The sequence below is a fragment of the Flagellimonas hadalis genome, from assembly GCF_007785775.2.
In the GTDB taxonomy this organism is placed as follows: domain Bacteria; phylum Bacteroidota; class Bacteroidia; order Flavobacteriales; family Flavobacteriaceae; genus Flagellimonas; species Flagellimonas hadalis.
Map to the genome: position 1 here is coordinate 1 of NZ_VNIK02000012.1, position 18,529 is coordinate 18,529.

The 18,529-nt window shown below is 45.4% G+C and carries 24 protein-coding genes; 3 read left to right on the forward strand and 21 right to left on the reverse strand.

What is annotated here, in order from left to right; translation table 11 throughout:
- Positions 1–119: 119 nt before the first annotated feature.
- On the reverse strand, positions 120–1,025 hold the full coding sequence (gene ctlX, locus FOT42_RS14730) for a citrulline utilization hydrolase CtlX (protein ID WP_151891392.1): 906 nt from the start codon (positions 1,023–1,025) through the stop codon (positions 120–122).
- A 126-nt stretch (positions 1,026–1,151) separates the two neighbouring features.
- On the reverse strand, positions 1,152–2,069 hold the full coding sequence (locus tag FOT42_RS14735; RefSeq protein ID WP_151891305.1) for a dimethylarginine dimethylaminohydrolase family protein: 918 nt from the start codon (positions 2,067–2,069) through the stop codon (positions 1,152–1,154).
- A 281-nt stretch (positions 2,070–2,350) separates the two neighbouring features.
- Between FOT42_RS14735 and FOT42_RS14740 the strand changes: the two genes are divergently transcribed.
- Positions 2,351–2,782: a hypothetical protein gene (locus tag FOT42_RS14740; protein WP_151891306.1), complete on the forward strand. Its 432-nt coding sequence runs from the start codon at positions 2,351–2,353 to the stop codon at positions 2,780–2,782.
- Positions 2,783–2,833: 51 nt separating this feature from the next.
- Here the strand turns inward: FOT42_RS14740 and FOT42_RS14745 are convergent, their stop codons facing one another.
- The 3 genes from FOT42_RS14745 to eno form a co-directional block, all read right to left on the reverse strand.
- Entirely contained in the window at positions 2,834–4,117 is a 1,284-nt protein-coding gene (locus FOT42_RS14745; protein ID WP_151891307.1) for a citrate synthase, read from the reverse strand.
- Between the two features lie 122 nt (positions 4,118–4,239).
- Positions 4,240–5,778 carry a glycogen synthase gene (locus FOT42_RS14750; RefSeq protein ID WP_151891308.1) on the reverse strand — a complete coding sequence of 513 codons (1,539 nt, stop codon included), beginning with the start codon at positions 5,776–5,778 and terminating at the stop codon, positions 4,240–4,242.
- Between the two features lie 119 nt (positions 5,779–5,897).
- Positions 5,898–7,190: a phosphopyruvate hydratase gene (gene eno / locus FOT42_RS14755; protein WP_151891309.1), complete on the reverse strand. Its 1,293-nt coding sequence runs from the start codon at positions 7,188–7,190 to the stop codon at positions 5,898–5,900.
- A gap of 383 nt (positions 7,191–7,573) precedes the next feature.
- On the opposite strand from eno, the gene FOT42_RS14760 reads away from it, so the two are divergent.
- Both FOT42_RS14760 and FOT42_RS14765 read left to right on the forward strand, forming a co-directional pair.
- Positions 7,574–8,362: a DUF1963 domain-containing protein gene (locus FOT42_RS14760; RefSeq protein ID WP_151891310.1), complete on the forward strand. Its 789-nt coding sequence runs from the start codon at positions 7,574–7,576 to the stop codon at positions 8,360–8,362.
- Between the two features lie 404 nt (positions 8,363–8,766).
- The gene (locus FOT42_RS14765) at positions 8,767–9,555 is read left to right on the forward strand and encodes a DUF1963 domain-containing protein (protein ID WP_192938415.1); all 789 of its coding nucleotides are present in this window, start codon (positions 8,767–8,769) and stop codon (positions 9,553–9,555) included.
- A gap of 102 nt (positions 9,556–9,657) precedes the next feature.
- Here FOT42_RS14765 and carA read toward each other — a convergent pair whose 3' ends face one another.
- The 16 genes from carA to rpsN all read right to left on the reverse strand — a co-directional run bounded on the left by carA (position 9,658) and on the right by rpsN (position 18,528).
- Positions 9,658–10,770, reverse strand: coding sequence for a glutamine-hydrolyzing carbamoyl-phosphate synthase small subunit (gene carA, locus FOT42_RS14770; protein ID WP_151891312.1), 1,113 nt, complete (start codon positions 10,768–10,770; stop codon positions 9,658–9,660).
- 95 nt (positions 10,771–10,865) lie between these two features.
- A complete protein-coding gene (gene rplQ / locus FOT42_RS14775) occupies positions 10,866–11,366 on the reverse strand; it encodes a 50S ribosomal protein L17 (RefSeq protein ID WP_151891313.1) in 501 nt (166 codons plus the stop codon).
- A gap of 62 nt (positions 11,367–11,428) precedes the next feature.
- Positions 11,429–12,421 (reverse strand): DNA-directed RNA polymerase subunit alpha, encoded by a 993-nt coding sequence (locus FOT42_RS14780; RefSeq protein WP_151891314.1) that lies wholly within the window; start codon positions 12,419–12,421, stop codon positions 11,429–11,431.
- 21 nt (positions 12,422–12,442) lie between these two features.
- The gene (gene rpsD, locus FOT42_RS14785; RefSeq protein WP_151891315.1) at positions 12,443–13,048 is read right to left on the reverse strand and encodes a 30S ribosomal protein S4; all 606 of its coding nucleotides are present in this window, start codon (positions 13,046–13,048) and stop codon (positions 12,443–12,445) included.
- Positions 13,049–13,151: 103 nt separating this feature from the next.
- Complete coding sequence (rpsK, locus tag FOT42_RS14790; RefSeq protein WP_151891316.1) at positions 13,152–13,547, reverse strand: 30S ribosomal protein S11; 396 nt, start codon at positions 13,545–13,547, stop codon at positions 13,152–13,154.
- Between the two features lie 100 nt (positions 13,548–13,647).
- Positions 13,648–14,022, reverse strand: a complete 375-nt coding sequence (rpsM, locus tag FOT42_RS14795) for a 30S ribosomal protein S13 (protein WP_151891317.1) — start codon at positions 14,020–14,022, stop codon at positions 13,648–13,650.
- A 2-nt stretch (positions 14,023–14,024) separates the two neighbouring features.
- Positions 14,025–14,141, reverse strand: a complete 117-nt coding sequence (ykgO, locus tag FOT42_RS14800; protein WP_013621733.1) for a type B 50S ribosomal protein L36 — start codon at positions 14,139–14,141, stop codon at positions 14,025–14,027.
- 5 nt (positions 14,142–14,146) lie between these two features.
- Complete coding sequence (gene infA, locus FOT42_RS14805; RefSeq protein WP_008239515.1) at positions 14,147–14,362, reverse strand: translation initiation factor IF-1; 216 nt, start codon at positions 14,360–14,362, stop codon at positions 14,147–14,149.
- Between the two features lie 4 nt (positions 14,363–14,366).
- Positions 14,367–15,710, reverse strand: coding sequence for a preprotein translocase subunit SecY (gene secY / locus FOT42_RS14810; protein WP_151891318.1), 1,344 nt, complete (start codon positions 15,708–15,710; stop codon positions 14,367–14,369).
- 11 nt (positions 15,711–15,721) lie between these two features.
- Positions 15,722–16,174, reverse strand: coding sequence for a 50S ribosomal protein L15 (rplO, locus tag FOT42_RS14815; RefSeq protein WP_151891319.1), 453 nt, complete (start codon positions 16,172–16,174; stop codon positions 15,722–15,724).
- Between the two features lie 14 nt (positions 16,175–16,188).
- Positions 16,189–16,368, reverse strand: coding sequence for a 50S ribosomal protein L30 (gene rpmD, locus FOT42_RS14820; RefSeq protein ID WP_072881262.1), 180 nt, complete (start codon positions 16,366–16,368; stop codon positions 16,189–16,191).
- A gap of 12 nt (positions 16,369–16,380) precedes the next feature.
- Complete coding sequence (rpsE, locus tag FOT42_RS14825; protein ID WP_151891320.1) at positions 16,381–16,905, reverse strand: 30S ribosomal protein S5; 525 nt, start codon at positions 16,903–16,905, stop codon at positions 16,381–16,383.
- Between the two features lie 8 nt (positions 16,906–16,913).
- Entirely contained in the window at positions 16,914–17,267 is a 354-nt protein-coding gene (gene rplR, locus FOT42_RS14830; protein ID WP_151891321.1) for a 50S ribosomal protein L18, read from the reverse strand.
- Positions 17,268–17,279: 12 nt separating this feature from the next.
- Complete coding sequence (rplF, locus tag FOT42_RS14835) at positions 17,280–17,822, reverse strand: 50S ribosomal protein L6 (protein ID WP_151891322.1); 543 nt, start codon at positions 17,820–17,822, stop codon at positions 17,280–17,282.
- A gap of 19 nt (positions 17,823–17,841) precedes the next feature.
- Positions 17,842–18,240: a 30S ribosomal protein S8 gene (gene rpsH, locus FOT42_RS14840; RefSeq protein WP_151891323.1), complete on the reverse strand. Its 399-nt coding sequence runs from the start codon at positions 18,238–18,240 to the stop codon at positions 17,842–17,844.
- Between the two features lie 18 nt (positions 18,241–18,258).
- On the reverse strand, positions 18,259–18,528 hold the full coding sequence (gene rpsN, locus FOT42_RS14845) for a 30S ribosomal protein S14 (RefSeq protein WP_151891324.1): 270 nt from the start codon (positions 18,526–18,528) through the stop codon (positions 18,259–18,261).
- Position 18,529: the final 1 nt, after the last annotated feature.

The following is an 18,529-nucleotide window of genomic DNA, read 5'->3' on the forward strand; positions in this document are numbered from 1 at the left end:
ATTTTCCCTGGAAGAGGTCTCGATACATTCCAAGCCCATTTGGAACACTCGACCTGACAACGTATGGGAATTTGTCATTTGGAATTTATGAAACGGCAGGCAGGCCTCAAGGGGACAATTCATGATTTTGGCAAGAACACTTCGGCCATCATGCAACGGGCACTGCCGCCCCCGCAGGTCTCGATGGTGTCCAGCGGACTGTGGATGATACCGCAATGCTTTTCCATGGCCGCGATCTGATCCTTGCGCAAGCTGTTGTAGGCCGCGGAGCTCATCACCATATAGCGTTGATCGTTGGCACCGATCACTTGGAGCATGTTGCCCGCAAAGTGGTACATCTGCTGCTCGCTGATGTCGATGATCTCCCTACCATCCTTTTTGATGTGGTCCACCACGTTCTTACGCTCCTTTTTATCGTCAATGGTGGCCAAACAGATGACCACAAAAGTCTCCGCCATGGCCATCATCACATTGGTGTGGTAAATGGGCAACCGCTGCCCATCCACGGTCTGGTTGGCCGTAAAAATGACAGGGAAACAGTCAAAATCTTCACAGAACTCAATAAAAAGCTCCTCGTGCGCGCGCTCGGAAAGGGCGCAATAGGCCTTTTGGTTCACCCGGTCCAACAAGATGCTGCCCGTGCCCTCTAAAAAAACACCTTCCTCTTCCGCAGCGGTATAGTCCATCACATGGTCGATCACAAATCCCTTTTCCTCCAACAGTGCGAAAATATCTTCCCGGCGTTCCTTCCGGCGGTTTTCGGCAAACATTGGGTAGATGCAAACGGTCCCGTCCTCATGAAAGGACACCCAATTGTTCGGAAAAATGGAATCGGGGGTGTCGCGCTCCTTGGTATCGTCCACCGTGATCACGTTCACACCTTGCTCGCGGAGCACTTTTACAAACTGGTCAAACTCCTGCTGTGCCTTTTGATTGATCTCTGCGTTCTTCACATCCAGGTCTTCCTGGAAATAGTTGTTCACGGCGGTCTGCTCGTTCATCCTAAAATTTACGGGACGGACCATAAGAATGGTATCGGTAATCTGTTTTTTCACTATTCTACTTTGCTTTTTTTGTATTGGGGTGTGTATCACAACACCTCTTAAGTCCCACTTCGACTTTGCTCAGTGCGAGCTCTCAAGGGGACATTCTTATTTTTCTCTGATCAAGGGCATGGTGCTGCAGCGCAACAGCCCTTCCTGTTTGGCAATCTCAGCATAGGGAATCTCCTCTACGGTAAATCCTTGATCACGGAGCCAGTTGTTCAGGCGGGTAAAGTTTTTCTCGGAGACCACCACCTCTGGGGAGATGGAAAATACGTTGCTGAACATCTGGTACATTTCGTTCTTATCAATTTCAAAAATGTTATCCGGTCCAAAAAAATCTACCAAATAACGGTATTCCTCCTCCACCAAAAACCCATTTTTGTGCAGAATGGCCTTGTCCTTGCCCACAGGCTGGAAACAACAGTCCAGATGTAGGGCATTTTCCCTAGGGTCGGTGTTGGATTTCCGCAGCTCGAAAGATCTCACCGTTTTGTGGGGAAATAGCTCCCGGATATAGTCCACGGCCGCTTTGTTGGTGCGGGCGGTGATATAGCTTGCATAGTCGGGCCCAGTATAGGTACCGATGAAAATATGGTCGTTCCAAGGCATTACGTCCCCACCTTCGATGTGTACCTCCACTGGCGGCCTGATGATGTTTTCCGAGGCGATCATGTCCAACACTTCGTGGATGGCCTCAAATTCCTGCTCCCGATCGGGCAGTATGTTGGCATGGAACAGCTTATCCCCTATCACAAAGGCAATGTCTCGTGTAAAGATCTGGTTGCAATCTTCCAGGACCTCGGGCCTGTACACCTTCACCCCATATTTTTGGAATACTTGGGCAAATGCGTCCATTTCCTGCACCATGTCCTCCTCTTTGGGATAGGTGCCCGCCAAGATATGTTCCAACGATTTGGGGTCATAAGCTTCCTCAGGTGTCGGCGTGGGACCGCAGCTTTTGGCCGTTCCCAACAGCACCGCCTTCAATGGACTCGTCTCGTTTTCTATGTGCAATCGTATCATCTGGTGGACCGTATTGACCGTTGAACAAATACCTTAAAATTTCTGGGGCAAATCTAGTGTTTTACTCCCTATTTCCCTCCTACGAAAAAGGAAAAAACACAATAATCATGGTGATTTTCCCCAGCCTGAAAAAGAAAAACTGCCACGCTGTAACCAAATGTTTTTCAGTTAGTTAAAAAACCATTTTTTGGTCCATTTTCTCTTTATCAAATGTGGTCAATACATTTTTATTCATTACATTTGTATTAAGATTTTTCCTACAAATAAAGAAAATACTATTATTGACCTCACTCCTCGCAGGTGCCTTTGCCGTACTTGGAGGGATTGATGCGTTTCATGGTGAAAGAGGGGTTGATGACACTACTGTTTCCAATGATGGGGCACCGTCCATCTATGCTGCCAAGTATAAGGACTGTATCGGCAAGGAGGATTTTCCTGAAAGCCTTGCTTCGGATGAGGGAGTCAACAATGACTGGGACATCAAAAAGGTGGATAATTCCTTGGCAAAGTATAAAGTTTCCATGGAAACAGTGACAAAAAACCTGAACTACATCGATGCGCATAATTTTATCCATCAAGAGTTCCTACGTTCCAAGGACTATCTGCTGAACAGGGAGCTTTCGGAAATACAAAAGCATTACCACCGGGAGGTCATGCGGATATGCTATGATACCGACAAGGCACTGAACTTAGGTTCAGCCAGTAGGTTATAAATGCAGAAAGGACGATAAATCGCCCTTTCTGTAAAGTCGTTGTCCCAAATCTTACCTTTTTTCCAACGGCACAAAAGACCTTAGGTTTTCCCCGATATATACTTGGCGGGGCCTTCCTATGGGCTCTTTTCGCAATCGCATCTCCCTCCATTGGGCAATCCAACCGGGCAATCTTCCGAGTGCGAACATCACTGTGAACATCTCTGTGGGGATGCCAAGGGCGCGATAAATGATCCCGGAATAAAAATCGACATTGGGGTACAGTTTCCTGTCCACGAAATAAGGGTCTTCCAAAGCTTCTTTCTCCAGTCCCTTGGCTATGTCAAGAATGGGGTCTTGGATGCCCAGATTACCCAACACATCGTCTGCCGCTTTCTTAATGATCTTGGCCCTTGGGTCAAAGTTTTTATAGACACGGTGCCCAAAGCCCATCAATCGGAACGGGTCGTCCTTGTCCTTGGCCTTGGCCATATATTTTTTGGTATCACCACCATCTGCTTCGATAGCTTCCAACATTTCGAGAACCGCTTGGTTGGCCCCTCCATGAAGTGGTCCCCAAAGGGCCGAAATACCGGCGGACAACGAAGCGAACAGACCTGCATGTGAAGAACCCACGATACGCACAGTGGATGTGGAGCAGTTTTGCTCGTGGTCTGCGTGCAAAATCAACAACTTGTCCAATGCATCTATGGCGATAGGGTCTTTTTTGTATTCCTGGTTGGGTCTTTTGAACATCATTTTGTGGATGTTCTCCACATATCCCAATGAATCATCGCCATAATCGAGCGGTAGTCCTTTCTTTTTGCGAAGGGTCCACGCCACCAATACCGGGAACTTGGCCAGAATGCGCACAATGGAATTGTACATGGCCGTCTCAGAAGACACATCTACGGATGTGGGGTTAAAGGCGACCAAAGCACTTGTCAGGGACGAAAGTACGCCCATAGGGTGGGCAGATTTTGGAAACCCGTCCAAGATCTTCTTCATCTCCTCATCCACTTGGGATTCCTCTTTAATGTCGCTATGGAATTTTGCCAGCTGTGCCTTATTGGGCAGTTCGCCAAAGATGAGCAGGTAAGCCACTTCCAAAAAGTCAGCTTTCTCGGCCAACTCTTCAATGGAGTAACCCCGGTATCGCAATATCCCCTTTTCACCATCGAGGAAGGTAACGGCACTTTCACAGGATCCCGTGTTCTTGTAACCCGGGTCTATGGTCACCATTCCTGTTTCTGCCCTCAACGTTTTTATATCTATGGCCAATTCATCTTCAGTACCTTTGATTACAGGGAATTCATACCGTTTACCCCCATATTCGAGTATAGCTTTGTCCGACATTTATACAATTAAATAGATTAGTAAAAATAGAATGCGGAATTTACGAAAAAGCGGAACCATTAACAATTTACTGTTGTGATTTGTGCTGTTATTAACAATAAAATATCAACGGTGGAAAATCTTCAATTTGTTTTGTAAAGTTGTTTGTAATATTCGTCCACGGACTTCTGCCAAGTGAAGCGCATTTTTTTGGCGGAAGCTTGGATTTTCTTCCATTTGGGCTTGTCGTTTTCAAACACATCCAGTGCCTCATCGAAGGCTTCCAACATGTTTTTGATCTTTTCATCATAACTTTCCCCATCGAAACTGAAGCCTGTGACCATGTGTTCCACTGTATCCTTCAATCCGCCGGTATGATGCACAAGGCATGGATTCCCGTTACGCATGGCCAGCATCTGACTGATGCCGCACGGCTCAAAAAGGCTCGGCATAAAATAGAGGTCGGACTCCAGATACATGGAGTCGATCAATTTCTCCGATTGGCCGTTGGTGAAGATGAAATTCTTATGCTGGTAGCTTAATTTTCTGAAAAGCTCTTCGTACTCGGGCGCCCCGGTTCCCAAGAGTATGAAAATCCCATCCACTTTCTCCAAACGTTTCAGGATTTCCACAAAGGCTTCGGGGGAACGCATAAAAAAGTAGAACTTCTGTTCCGTCAAGCGGGCCACGCTGGAAGCGATGAACTTGGGTTTGTTCTCCACATACTCCATGATCTTTTCCCCGGTATGGGCCAGAAAGTCGGCCTTATACTTCTTGGACTCCTCTTGCAACCATCTGAACAGTGCCTTGACGGTGTTGCGGTAGATGTTCCCTTTTTTCTCCTTGTTGATGTTCTTGTAATTGCAGCCGTTCAAGATTCCAAAGAGCCTTCCTTCGGCGTCGGCCTTTTGCAGGTCACGTTCCAGACCTTCCCCCCCTATGAACTCGGGCGGGGAACTGGGCAACAGTACATCTTCCTTGTAGGATGGGGAAACGGTGTGCACCGCATCCGCAAAGCGGATGCCCACGGCCATAAGGTTAATGCAATCCCGGTACCGGTAATCCATCAATGCCCTGTGGTCAATGGCAATATCGGGAAACCAGTTCCTCACGGACGAATAGTTGTTTTCGAACGGCCGAATGCCCTGAATGGCCAAATTATGGATACTGTACACGAACCGGATATCTTTCAGGTTGGTGTATTCGGGATGGAATTTTCTCAGGAACAGCAAAAGACTGGAGTGCCAATCGTGCAAATGGACCACATCCAGTTTTCCAAAAGCGCCTTTTTTGATGGCCTCGGCCACTGCGGTACAAAAGATGAAATATTTTATGGCATCGGTATAGAAGGGTTCTTCGGGGTCGTTGTGGTAAATGTGGGCAATGTCCCCAGCCTCGATCTCTGGGTGGTGCAGTACATAGTGAAAGATGTTCGGAAATTCCTTCTTCGGTTTTACTTCATAGAGTTCTGCGGTATAGCCCAATCCCCTCAGCGAGAAATTGAGCGTGGTCTTGGGCAGTCCCCCATGGTGGAGCCTTGAATAGGCCGGTACGATGACATGTGCCCTGTCCCCACGCTCGGAAATCTGTCTTGGGACGTCCCTGACCACATCGCCCATGCCTCCTGCCTTGCAGTTTTCCAGGGCATCATTTTCGGCCGCTACGAAAAGAAAATTCTTCATGAGGGAAATTTTAAATGGTGTGTTTAGTTGAACATCAATTTAACCAAAGTTTGTTACTGTAACAAAAAAAAGCCCCTCCAAATTTGGAAGGGCTTTTATAATTAAAAAAATCAATCTTTTTATTTGATCTTAAAGGCTTTTTCCTGAGGATAGTAGGCCACACTTCCCAACTCCTCCTCTATTCTGAGCAACTGGTTGTACTTGGCCATACGATCGCTCCTCGAAGCTGAACCGGTCTTGATCTGACCTGTATTAAGTGCCACTGCGAGATCGGCGATGGTGTTGTCCTCGGTTTCCCCAGATCGGTGCGACATCACTGAAGTGTATCCTGCGTTTTTGGCCATGTTCACGGCTGCAATGGTCTCGGTAAGGGTTCCGATTTGGTTCACTTTGATCAAAATGGAATTGGCAATGCCATTCTCGATACCTCTGGACAAACGCTCCACATTGGTCACGAACAAGTCATCGCCCACCAATTGCACTTTATCACCGATTTTTTCGGTCAATAGTTTCCATCCGTCCCAATCGTTCTCATCCATTCCGTCCTCAATGGAAATGATGGGATATTTTGCGCAAAGGTCGGCCAAGTACTGTGCCTGCTCGGCAGAGGTCCTCACCATTCCCTTGTCACCCTCAAACTTGGTGTAATCGTATTTTCCGTCCACGTAGAACTCCGCAGAGGCACAATCCAAGGCAATCATGACATCATCGCCCAATTTGTACCCGGCCTTTTCCACAGCTTTTGCGATGGTGTCCAAAGCATCTTCGGTACCTCCGGCCAAGTTGGGTGCAAAACCTCCTTCATCCCCTACAGCGGTACTCAATCCACGATCGTGCAGCACTTTTTTAAGGTTGTGGAAAATTTCGGTCCCCATCTGCATGGAATGGGTGAAACTTTTTGCCTTTACGGGCATTACCATAAATTCCTGGAACGCTATGGGTGCATCGGAGTGCGAACCGCCATTGATAATGTTCATCATGGGAACGGGAAGCGTGTTTGCACTTACTCCACCCACATATCGGTACAATGGCATGCCCAACTCGTTAGCGGCCGCTTTGGCCACAGCGAGGGAAACCCCCAAAATGGCATTGGCACCCAGCTTGGATTTGTTCGGCGTGCCATCCAACTCGATCATGGTCTGGTCTATCTGGTTTTGTTCAAAGACCGAAGTCCCGACCAATTCCTCAGCGATGATGGTATTGACGTTGTTGACAGCGTTGGTCACGCCTTTACCCATAAACGAGCTTCCCCCATCACGCAATTCAACAGCTTCGTGCTCTCCTGTAGAGGCTCCTGATGGCACTGCGGCCCTTCCCAAAATACCATTTTCGGTAACGACATCTACTTCTACCGTAGGATTACCTCTTGAATCTAATATCTGTCTTGCATGAATGTTGATGATAATGCTCATTGTAACGCTTTATTAATATTGTGGTTTTATTGGGCTAAGATACAAAAGGAGCGGCTTTTTGATACTATGTTGCTCTCGATAAAACCCTCTTGATAACCTAAAAATAAAACTATATCGTTTTAGTTTCAGCTTGTCCAGCAAGGATCTTCAAAATATTGTTCCAGTGAAAACCCCAAAAGCGGACCTTGGAACCATTTGGGAATGGCCATCTGCCGAGGTTTGTTCCATTTGGACAAAAGACATCCCCAAACCGGAAGTGTCCCACTCTGTTCATTTCTTTCTAACCTATTAGATTTAAGATACATACTGTTGATAACATTTTTCAACACCTATTCTCATTTTGCATAATTTGGAAAAATTTTTTTTTAACCAAATCTTTTATTATGTACTACAAAAAAACAACGGAAATCATTGACGATTTCCTGAAAAGGAACAAAATCCCCCACTTAAGTATCTACCTCGAGGCAAGCTTGACCACCTATTTGGATTTTAAGCAAACCCCTATCAACCCCAAAGATGAGGCAAGTGTGCCATTGGGAACTTCAAAAATGTACGGCCTGCCCCACTTGCCCGATTCCATTGATTTTCCACTGGGCCTTCATTTTATTGCCCAGTTCAACTGCAGTGACCTAAAGCCTTATGATGTTGATGATATTTTGCCCGAAAATGGCATTTTTTACTTTTTTGTCGATGAAACCTTGGAAGGGATATCTTGCCATTATTACGATGGCCCATTGGATGAACTGAAAATCCAGGATTATCCCGTGCAAGAGGGGAAACTTCCTTACGAAGACAAGTTCAAGGGCCAACCCCGTGCCATTTCCTTTGAAGAATCGGAAGTGATTGTACTAAGTACAAATGTATATTGGGACAGGGAAATTGGCGATCTTTCCCTCGTCCTTATAGACGAATTGAAACAAGCACTGGGTGATCATATCATCACTATTGATGATGTACAAGGCCATGTCAACGTGCTATCAGGCGATTACATTTTTGGTAAAGCCTGCTTTCATCAGAATGAAGACCATTTTGATGATTTTGAGCGCCATGTGCTATTTTTCTGTTTCCGTATGGGAGAGGGACATGTCAATTTCTTTATAAGAAAAGGAAAACTGAATCCCAAAAAGAAACTCAAAAAGCAGATTTTTGCGGTTTATTCACCTAAATCATAAAAATGTGTGATGACAAAGGGCCTTCCCATAATCGGAAGGCCCTTTGTACATCTTATTTAAGATTGCTTGAAAAAAGCAGTTGTATCACTCCCTAGTTTTTCCCTACCTTGAGCGAACGATTGGCCGTTCTTTACTCAGCATCACTGCGCTTAACCTTCTTGCCCGATTGAAAAACGTACTGTCCTCATTTTTGAGACACGTATCCCACAGCGAATCCCAGAACCATTGGAGAATTGCCATCGACCGAGGTCTGGTCCATTTCTTCAACAGTCTCCTGACAAATATGCTTCAATCCAACCCTTTTTAATCCTTTGATTTAAAGAGACATATTGTTAATAAAATTATGCCACATGAATACTCATTTTCCCTATTTTGGAAAAATTTTTTTAACCAAATCTTTTATTATGTACTACAAAAAAGCAATGGAAATCATCGACGATTTCTTGGAAAAGAATGAATTTTCCGAATTTGATGACGATGTGAAGGGAAGCTTGACTTACTATTTGAAATTCAAGCAAATCCGAATCAATCCCCAAGATGAGGCGAGTGTGCCATTGGGGGCTTCAAAAATCTACGGCCTGCCCCATTTGCCGGACTCCATTAAGTTTCCACTGGGTCTAAACTTCATCGCACAGTTCAACTGCAGTGAACTGAAGCCATATGATGTCGATGACATTTTGCCTGATAAAGGCATATTTTATTTCTTCGTGGATGATTCTGGTGTTGAGACGTCTTGCCACTATTACGATGGTCCATTGAATGAATTGAAAATTCAGGACTACCCTGAACAAAAGGGAAAACTTTTCTACGAGAAAAAGTTCAGGATCGAACCCCGTACCATTTCCTTTGAGGAATCAGAAATATTGGTAATGGAGACAGACAGTTATTGGGAAGAAGAACTGGGCGACTTATCCAGTGACCTTATTGATGAATTGCAACAAGAACTGGGCGATCACCTTATCCTAGATGATGAGGATGAAGGAGGTCACATCATATCCGGTGATTACCTTTTTGGCGATGCTTGCTTCTATCAAGGAGATGCTGAAGATGAATATGATGACTACTATTCCAGCTTGGTATTTTTCTGCTTTGGAATGGGTGAAGGCCATGTCAACTTCTTTATCAAAAATGCAAAGTTGGATGTGAACAAGGACATCAACAAGCAAATTGTCGGAGTCTATTCTGGCACTTGAACAAGATGAATAACATGTAATAACAAAGGGTCTTCCTATATAGGAAGACCCTTTCTACTTTTATGTCATAGGGATGCTTTAAAAAAAAACCTGTATTTCTCCCTAGTTTTTCCCTGTTTTGATCATATCAAAGAACTGATCGAACAGATAGTCGGCATCGTGGGGTCCAGGGCTGGCCTCTGGGTGGTATTGCACCGAGAAAACGTCCTTGTCCTTCATCCGGATTCCCGCCACGGTCTGGTCGTTCAGGTGCACGTGGGTAATCTCCAGTTCTGGGTGTGCTTCGGTCTCCTCCCTGTTCACGGCAAAGCCATGGTTTTGGGAAGTGATCTCTCCCTTGCCCGTCACCAAGTTCAATATAGGGTGGTTGATCCCCCTGTGTCCATTGTGCATCTTGTAGGTGGACACACCATTGGCCAAGGCCAGGACTTGGTGGCCCAAACAGATCCCGAACAAGGGCTTGTCCGATTTTATCATCTTCTTGGCCGCTGCAATGGCGTCCGTCAGTGGCTCCGGGTCACCGGGACCGTTGGATATAAAATAGCCGTCGGGGTTCCAAGCTTGCATTTCCTCAAAAGAAGCGTTGTAAGGGAACACTTTGATATAAGCACCCCTTTTTGCCAAGTTTCTCAAAATGTTCTTTTTGATCCCGATGTCCAAGGCAGAGATGCGATATGTTGAATTTTCGTCCCCATAATAATAGGGCTCCTTGGTGGAAACCTTGGAAGAAAGCTCCAATCCTTCCATGCTGGGCACTTGTTTGAGCTCTTCCTTCAGGGCATCGATCTCATCGACCCTAGTGGAAATCAAGGCGTTCATGGCTCCATTGTCCCTGATATAACTCACCAAGGCGCGGGTATCCACATCGGAAATGGCGAAAAGGTTGTTCTTGTCCAAAAATTCCAAAAGGCTCAGATCGGCGCTTGGTCTGGAATACTCATAGCTGAAATTTTTACAGATAAGCCCTGCGATCTTGACGGTTTCGGATTCCACTTCATCTTCCTGGGTACCATAGTTGCCGATATGGGCATTGGTGGTCACCATTAACTGTCCAAAATAGGAAGGATCGGTAAAAATTTCCTGGTACCCGGTCATCCCTGTGTTGAAACAGACTTCCCCAACGGCGGTACCTTCTTTTCCCCCAACGGACTTACCATAGAAAATGGTCCCATCGGCCAACAAAATCAATGCGCTTTTCTTTGTGTGATACTTCATGCTGTGTTCTATTTTCTATTTGACAAAAAAACATAAAAAAAGGATAAGTTCTCACTTATCCTTTTCCACTAATATAATAGTTGATAACATTCTTCTTACTCTTCAGAATCGTCGGTTTTGGTTTCAGCGACCGGTGCAACCACCTCTGCTTTCTTAGTTCCTCCCCTACGGCTTCTTCGGGTCGATTTCTTGGCGGTCTTACCAGCGTTGTAAAGCTCGTTGAAGTCCACCAACTCGATCATCGCCATATCGGCGTTGTCACCCAAACGGTTGCCCAACTTGATGATGCGGGTGTACCCTCCTGGTCTGTCGCCCACTTTCTCGGCCACTGTTCCAAAAAGTTCGGTCACCGCTTCCTTGCTCCTCAAATTGCTGAAAACGATCCTCCTGTTGTGCGTGCCTTTTTCGGCAGTCTGGTTGTTCTCGGTCTTTGATTTGGTGATCAAAGGCTCAACGAACTGCTTCAAGGCCTTGGCCTTGGCAACAGTGGTACTGATTCTCTTGTGCTCTATCAAGGAACAGGCCATATTGGCCAACATGGCCTTTCTGTGGGCCGATTTCCTTCCTAGGTGATTGATTTTTTTACCGTGTCTCATGTTTACAGTTTATCATCTTGCTACCAAATCCCATGTTCATAGGGAGAGCAAAATATGATTGATTAGTCTTTATCTAATTTGTATTTGCCCAAATCCATTCCAAACTGAAGTCCTTTGTTGATCACCAATTCTTCCAATTCGGTCAAGGATTTTTTTCCAAAGTTCCTAAATTTCATTAGGTCGTTCTTGTTGAAGGAAACCAAGTCTCCCAAAGTATCCACTTCGGCAGCTTTCAGGCAGTTCAATGCCCTGACGGACAGGTCCATGTCCACCAATTTGGTCTTCAACAGTTGACGCATGTGCAATGACTCCTCATCGTAGGTCTCTGTCTGTGCGATCTCATCAGCCTCAAGGGTGATGCGCTCATCGGAGAACAACATAAAGTGGTGGATCAAAACCTTGGCGGCCTCGGTCAATGCATCTTTTGGGTGGATGGAACCATCGGTAATGATCTCAAAAACCAATTTCTCATAATCGGTCTTTTGTTCTACCCTGTAGTTCTCGATGCTATATTTTACGTTCTTAACGGGAGTGTACACAGAATCCACTGCGATGCTACCAAGCGGTGCATTGGATTTCTTGTTCTCCTCGGCAGGAACATACCCACGTCCTTTTTCGATGACGATCTCCATGTTGATGCTCACTTTGGGACCCATGTTGCAGATCACCAAATCTGGGTTGAGCACCTGATATCCTGAAATGAATTTCTGGAAATCACCGGCAGTCAATTGTTCTTTTCCGCTCACAGAGATGGAAACGGTCTCGCTCTCAACATCATCAATCTGTCTTTTGAACCTAACTTGTTTTAGGTTCAATATGATTTCAGTTACATCCTCAACAACGCCAGGGACGACAGAAAATTCATGTTCAACTCCATCTATGCGCACAGAAGTGATGGCAAAACCTTCCAAAGAGGAAAGCAAAACCCTTCTCAGCGCGTTCCCAACTGTCAAGCCATAACCAGGTTCCAAAGGGCGGAATTCAAATTTCCCTTCGAAATCTGTTGAATCTATCATTATAACTTTATCGGGCTTCTGAAAATTAAGTAATGCCATAATTGGATTAATGTTGAATTCTTATTTAGAGTATAATTCGACGATCAGCTGCTCCTTGATGTTTTCAGGAATCTGGATTCTTTGTGGAACAGATACGAAAGTACCTTCCTTCTTTTCAGAATTCCAAGTGATCCACTCATAAACGGAACTATTGGCAGCCAATGAATCTACGATGGATTCAACGGATTTTGATTTTTCCCTTACTCCGACAACGTCACCTGCTTTCAACTTGTATGAAGGAATGTTCACCACGTTACCGTTTACAGTGATGTGCCTGTGCGAGACCAACTGGCGTGCGCCCCTTCTTGAAGGGGAGATTCCCATTCTGTAGACTACGTTGTCCAAGCGGGATTCGCACAACTGGAGCAATACCTCACCGGTAACTCCTTCTTTTCTTTTGGCCTCTGCGAACAGGTTACGGAACTGACGCTCCAAAATACCATAGGTATATTTGGCCTTTTGTTTTTCCATCAACTGCACGGCGTATTCTGATTTCTTGCCGCGACGTCTGTTGTTACCGTGTTGTCCTGGAGGGTAATTTTTCTTTTCAAAGGATTTGTCGTCCCCGAAAATCGCTTCTCCAAACTTTCTAGCGATCTTTGTTTTTGGTCCTGTGTATCTTGCCATCTTCTTTAATTTGGAAAGCGCGATTATGAATTAAGGCTTATCCTTCGATAATCTAACTGCGCCTTCTGTGAAGACCCTTTTGGGGCCATTTGATTATACTTGATTAAACTCTTCTTCTTTTGGGTGGTCTACAACCGTTGTGCGGTAGTGGGGTCACATCGATGATCTCGGTGACCTCGATCCCTGAATTGTGGATGGAACGGATAGCAGATTCCCTACCGTTACCTGGTCCTTTTACATATACCTTCACTTTTCTCAATCCTGCTTCGTGGGCTACCTTGGAACAATCCTCTGCTGCCACCTGCGCGGCATAGGGAGTATTCTTTTTAGATCCGCGGAACCCCATTTTTCCTGCTGAGGACCAAGAAATCACATCGCCCTTCTTATTGGTCAGGGAAATGATGATGTTGTTGAAAGATGCCACTACGTGCGCTTCTCCGGTAGATTCTACGATCACCTTGCGCTTTTTGGCAGCTGTTTTGGTATTTGCTTTTGCCATATCTTTTAGTTTCTAGTTGTTAGCTCTTAGTTATTGGAATCCTAGACTTTTACATTTCAAACAGATTCTTCTAACGTCTAAAGACTAATGACTGTTCTTATTATTTAGTTGCTTTTTTCTTGTTGGCAACTGTTTTACGTTTTCCTTTTCTGGTCCTAGAGTTGTTCTTGGTACGTTGTCCCCTTAGTGGCAGTCCAGCTCTGTGACGAATTCCACGGTAACAACCGATGTCCATCAAACGCTTGATGTTCATCTGTGTCTCTGAGCGGAGCTCTCCTTCGATGGTGAAAGTGGAAACGGCGTCCCTGATCCTACCGATCTCGTCATCGTTCCATTCGGATACCTTGGTATCCTCGCTTACCTGGGCCATCTTCAAAATCTCTTGCGCCCTGCTTTTACCTATTCCAAAAATATAGGTAAGTGAAATAACGCCACGCTTTTGTTTAGGTATATCTACACCTGCAATTCTTGCCATAACTACCCTTGTCTTTGTTTAAATCTAGGATTCTTTTTGTTGATTACGTACAATCTGCCTTTTCTGCGAACTATTTTGCATTCGGCACTCCTCTTCTTTATTGATGCTCTTACTTTCATCGTAACTAGTATCTATAAGTAATTCTTGCTTTTGTTAAATCGTATGGACTCATTTCCAACTTTACTTTGTCCCCTGGGAGCAATTTGATGTAGTGCATCCTCATTTTCCCGGAGATGTGCGCCGTTACAACATGCCCGTTTTCCAGTTCTACCCTGAACATTGCGTTTGACAATGCCTCAATGATAGTCCCATCTTGTTCTATTGCTGACTGCTTTGCCATAGGGTTATGCTACTTTTCTGTTTTTTCCGGTTTTCATCAAGCCATCATAATGCCTGTTCAACAAATAGGAATTGACTTGTTGTACCGTATCAATGGCCACACCGACCATGATCAACAGCGATGTTCCACCGTAAAACAGGGCCCAGCCTGCCTGCACATCCATCAATTTGACCACCAATGCGGGCAACACGGCCAACAACGCCAAGAAAATAGATCCTGGCAAGGTGATCAATGACATGATCTTGTCCAAATAATCCCCGGTTTCTTTTCCGGGTCTGATACCGGGTATGAAACCGCCACTTCTTTTTAGGTCATCGGCCATTTTATTGGTAGGCACGGTGATGGCCGTATAGAAGTAGGTAAATATAATGATCAGTACAGCGAACAGGATGTTATAGGCCAATCCGAAGATATCTGCGAACTGGACTTCCATCCACTGTCCCACTGCAGTATTGTTGAACGTTCTTCCCAACAAACTTGGTGCGAACATGATCGCCTGTGCGAAGATGATGGGCATTACCCCGGAAGCGTTCAGTTTTAATGGGATATATTGTCTAGCTCCCATGATGTTCTTTTCATAACCTCCAGAGGCTGTTCTTCTGGCATATTGCACAGGTATCTGTCTCACGGCCATGACCAAGAGTACACAGGCCAAGATCACCAAGAACCATACGATCACCTCTATCAACATGAACATGATACCTCCGGTGTTGTTCGTGGTCCTGGAAATGAACTCCTGCACAAAGGATTGCGGCATGGTGGCAATGATACCGACCATGATCAATAAAGAGATACCGTTTCCAATACCTTTATCGGTAATCTTTTCACCCAACCACATGGCAAACACACATCCAGTGACCAAGATCACTACGGCAGGGATGATGAAATCCAAACCTTTGCCCAAAATAAAGGCGCTGTCCGGCACTCCCAAAGCTCCAAGACCGTACAAATAGGCTGGGGCTTGTACAATACAGATACCGATGGTCAACCAACGTGTAATCTGATTGATGGTCTTTCTACCACTTTCTCCCTCTTTCTGCAATTTTTGCAGGTAGGGGATGGCGATTCCCATCAACTGTACCACGATGGATGCAGAAATGTAGGGCATGATCCCCAATGCAAATACGGATGCATTGGCAAAAGCACCTCCTGTGAAAGCATTAAGAATCCCCAAAATACCCGAATCGGTTTGGGAGGCCAATTGGGCCAATTGGGCAGTATCAATACCGGGAAGCACGACCTGGGCACCAAAACGGTACACCAACAATAGGCCGAGGGTAAGGATGATGCGCTGTCTCAGCTCATCAATTTTCCAGATATTTGATATGGTCTCGATAAATTTCTTCATGCTATACGTACTTATAAACTTATTGCCTCACCTCCGGCAGCCTCGATGGCAGCTTTTGCGGAAGCACTAAATTTATGTGCAGTTACTTTTAGGGACGCTTTCAACTCTCCGTTGCCCAAAATCTTGACCAAATCGTTCTTGTGCGCCAATCCGTTCGCGATCAGAGTGTCCAGTGTAACTTCGTTCTTCACACCGGCATTGTCCACCAATTCCTGAAGCTTGGCCAAGTTGATCCCTCTGTATTCCTTTCTGTTGATGTTCTTGAAACCAAACTTGGGAACCCTTCTTTGCAAAGGCATCTGACCTCCTTCAAAACCAATTTTCTTGGAATATCCAGATCTGGCTTTGGCTCCTTTGTGTCCACGGGTGGAGGTTCCTCCTTTTCCAGAGCCCTCTCCTCTTCCTACACGCTTTCCTTCTTTGTGAACAGCGCCTTCCGCTGGTTTAAGATTATGTAAATCCATGTGCCGTTATATTTTTAGGCTTCCTCTGTGGAAACCAAGTGTTTTACCTTATTTATCATTCCAAGGATATTAGGCGTTGCGTCGTGTTCAACAACATGCCCGATCTTGCGCAGTCCAAGGGCCTCCAAAGTCCTTTTTTGGTTCTGTGGCCTTTTGATGGCGCTCTTTACTTGTTTTACCTTAATCTTTGACATCATATCCTCTTTTTATCCTTTAAAGACTTTTTCCAAAGAAATGCCTCTTTGTTTTGCCACGGTATCGGCGCTCCTCAATTGCAATAGGGCATCAAAAGTTGCCTTTACCACATTGTGGGGGTTGGATGATCCTTGTGACTTTGACAATACATCCTGTACACCGACTGCTTCGAGTACGGCCCTGACCGCACCACCTGCGATCACTCCGGTACCATGGGAAGCTGGTTGGATATAAACCTTTGCACCTCCATACTTCCCTTTTTGTTCGTGGGGAAGTGTGGCTTTGTTCAAAGGAATACGGACCAAGTTCTTTTTGGCATCCTCGATGGCTTTTGCTATAGCAGTTGCAACTTCTTTTGATTTGCCAAGACCATGTCCAACAACTCCATTTTCATCACCAACCACAACAATTGCAGAAAAACCGAAGGCCCTACCACCTTTTGTCACCTTGGTAACCCTTTGTACTCCAACCAAACGGTCTTTCAACTCCAGTCCACCTGGCTTAACAATCTCTACGTTCTTATAATTTTGGTACATAGCTCTTATTAGAATTTTAGTCCTGCTTCCCTAGCTCCTTCAGCCAATGATTTTACTCTTCCGTGGTATAGGTTTCCTCCCCTATCAAAGGCCACGGTATCCACACCTAGCTTAAGGGCTTTTTCGGCAATGGCCTTACCAACGGCAGTGGCCACATCGGATTTGGATCCTTTCGCGTCAACACCTTTGTCCCTTGATGATGCAGCAGCAAGGGTGACCCCTTTGTTGTCATCGATCAACTGGGCATATATTTCCTTGTTGCTCCTGAAAACGGACAATCTTGGTCTTGCTTCAGTTCCGAAGGACACTTTGCGTATTCTTCTTCGGATGCGTAATTTTCTTTCAGTCGTAGATAATCCCATAGTCTTATATCATTAAGCTGATTTACCTGCTTTTCTTCTTAGTTGCTCACCAACAAACTTGATACCTTTTCCTTTGTAAGGTTCTGGCTTGCGGAAGCCTCTGATCTTGGCGGCCACTTGGCCCACCAACTGTTTGTCATGAGATGTTAGTTTCACGATAGGGTTCTTTCCCTTTTCGGATATGGTCTCTATCTGCACCTCAGGAGCAATGTCCATGACGATGTTATGCGAGAATCCCAGGGCAAGGTCCAATTTTTGTCCTTGGTTGCTGGCCCTGTATCCAACACCCACCAATTCCAATTGCTTGGTCCAACCCTGTGATACACCTTTGATCATATTGGCCACAAGAGCGCGGTATAGACCATGCTTTGCTTTGTGCTCTTTGGAATCCGATGGTCTTTCCACTACAACACTCCCATCTTCAACCTTTACATCAACTTCCGAGAAATCCTGGGAAAGTTCTCCCAATTTTCCTTTTACGGTCACCACGGCATCCTTCACCTCTACGGTGACGCCATCTGGAACTGTAATTGGATTGTTACCTATTCTTGACATTTTTCTTCTCTTTTCTCTATTAATATACGTAGCACAATACCTCGCCACCAACGTTCTCCTGCTTGGCCTGCTTGCTGGTCATCACTCCGTGGGAAGTTGACACGATGGCAATACCCAAACCGTTCAAGACCCTTGGAAGCTCATCAGAGGCCGCATACTTGCGAAGACCGGGCTTGCTCACCCTTTGCAACTTCTTGATGATGGGCTCCTTGGTGGATTTGTCATACTTAAGGGCTATCTTGATGTTCCCCTGTACCTTGTCCTCCTCGAACTTGTAGCTCAAAATATAGCCTTGATCGAACAATATTTTGGTAATCTGTCTCTTAAGATTGGAAGCGGGAATATCCACTACCCTATGACCTGCCTTGCTGGCATTTCTAATTCTGGTCAGATAATCTGAAATTGGATCTGTAAGCATTTCTTTTCTTTATCTAAATTACCAACTTGCCTTTTTAACACCTGGAATCAAGCCCTGGTTGGCCATTTCCCTGAACATGACCCTGGATATGCCAAATGTTCTCATGTATCCTCTCGGTCTACCGGTCAATTTGCAACGGTTGTGCATACGTACGGGAGATGCGTTCTTTGGCAACTTCTGAAGTGCCTCATAATCTCCAGCCTCTTTCAGTGCCTTTCTTTTCTCGGCATACTTCTCAACCATTTTTGCCCTTTTTCTCTCACGGGCTTTCATTGATTCCTTGGCCATA

Excerpts from the sequence above, each read along its gene's own strand:
- rpmD (WP_072881262.1), bottom strand. The coding sequence starts at position 16,368 with ATGTCAAAGATTAAGGTAAAACAAGTAAAGAGCGCCATCAAAAGGCCA.
- rplR (WP_151891321.1), bottom strand. The coding sequence starts at position 17,267 with ATGGGATTATCTACGACTGAAAGAAAATTACGCATCCGAAGAAGAATA.
- rpsD (WP_151891315.1), bottom strand. The coding sequence starts at position 13,048 with ATGGCAAGATACACAGGACCAAAAACAAAGATCGCTAGAAAGTTTGGA.
- rplF (WP_151891322.1), bottom strand. The coding sequence starts at position 17,822 with ATGTCAAGAATAGGTAACAATCCAATTACAGTTCCAGATGGCGTCACC.
- rpsM (WP_151891317.1), bottom strand. The coding sequence starts at position 14,022 with ATGGCAAGAATTGCAGGTGTAGATATACCTAAACAAAAGCGTGGCGTT.
- FOT42_RS14760 (WP_151891310.1), top strand. The coding sequence starts at position 7,574 with ATGTACTACAAAAAAACAACGGAAATCATTGACGATTTCCTGAAAAGG.
- ctlX (WP_151891392.1), bottom strand. The coding sequence starts at position 1,025 with ATGGTCCGTCCCGTAAATTTTAGGATGAACGAGCAGACCGCCGTGAAC.
- rpsK (WP_151891316.1), bottom strand. The coding sequence starts at position 13,547 with ATGGCAAAAGCAAATACCAAAACAGCTGCCAAAAAGCGCAAGGTGATC.
- rpsH (WP_151891323.1), bottom strand. The coding sequence starts at position 18,240 with ATGCTTACAGATCCAATTTCAGATTATCTGACCAGAATTAGAAATGCC.
- secY (WP_151891318.1), bottom strand. The coding sequence starts at position 15,710 with ATGAAGAAATTTATCGAGACCATATCAAATATCTGGAAAATTGATGAG.
- FOT42_RS14780 (WP_151891314.1), bottom strand. The coding sequence starts at position 12,421 with ATGGCATTACTTAATTTTCAGAAGCCCGATAAAGTTATAATGATAGAT.
- carA (WP_151891312.1), bottom strand. The coding sequence starts at position 10,770 with ATGAAGTATCACACAAAGAAAAGCGCATTGATTTTGTTGGCCGATGGG.
- eno (WP_151891309.1), bottom strand. The coding sequence starts at position 7,190 with ATGAGCATTATCATCAACATTCATGCAAGACAGATATTAGATTCAAGA.
- rpsE (WP_151891320.1), bottom strand. The coding sequence starts at position 16,905 with ATGTACCAAAATTATAAGAACGTAGAGATTGTTAAGCCAGGTGGACTG.
- FOT42_RS14745 (WP_151891307.1), bottom strand. The coding sequence starts at position 4,117 with ATGTCGGACAAAGCTATACTCGAATATGGGGGTAAACGGTATGAATTC.
- rplO (WP_151891319.1), bottom strand. The coding sequence starts at position 16,174 with ATGGATTTACATAATCTTAAACCAGCGGAAGGCGCTGTTCACAAAGAA.
- FOT42_RS14735 (WP_151891305.1), bottom strand. The coding sequence starts at position 2,069 with ATGATACGATTGCACATAGAAAACGAGACGAGTCCATTGAAGGCGGTG.
- rplQ (WP_151891313.1), bottom strand. The coding sequence starts at position 11,366 with ATGAGACACGGTAAAAAAATCAATCACCTAGGAAGGAAATCGGCCCAC.
- FOT42_RS14750 (WP_151891308.1), bottom strand. The coding sequence starts at position 5,778 with ATGAAGAATTTTCTTTTCGTAGCGGCCGAAAATGATGCCCTGGAAAAC.
- rpsN (WP_151891324.1), bottom strand. The coding sequence starts at position 18,528 with ATGGCCAAGGAATCAATGAAAGCCCGTGAGAGAAAAAGGGCAAAAATG.
- ykgO (WP_013621733.1), bottom strand. The coding sequence starts at position 14,141 with ATGAAAGTAAGAGCATCAATAAAGAAGAGGAGTGCCGAATGCAAAATA.
- FOT42_RS14765 (WP_192938415.1), top strand. The coding sequence starts at position 8,767 with ATGTACTACAAAAAAGCAATGGAAATCATCGACGATTTCTTGGAAAAG.
- infA (WP_008239515.1), bottom strand. The coding sequence starts at position 14,362 with ATGGCAAAGCAGTCAGCAATAGAACAAGATGGGACTATCATTGAGGCA.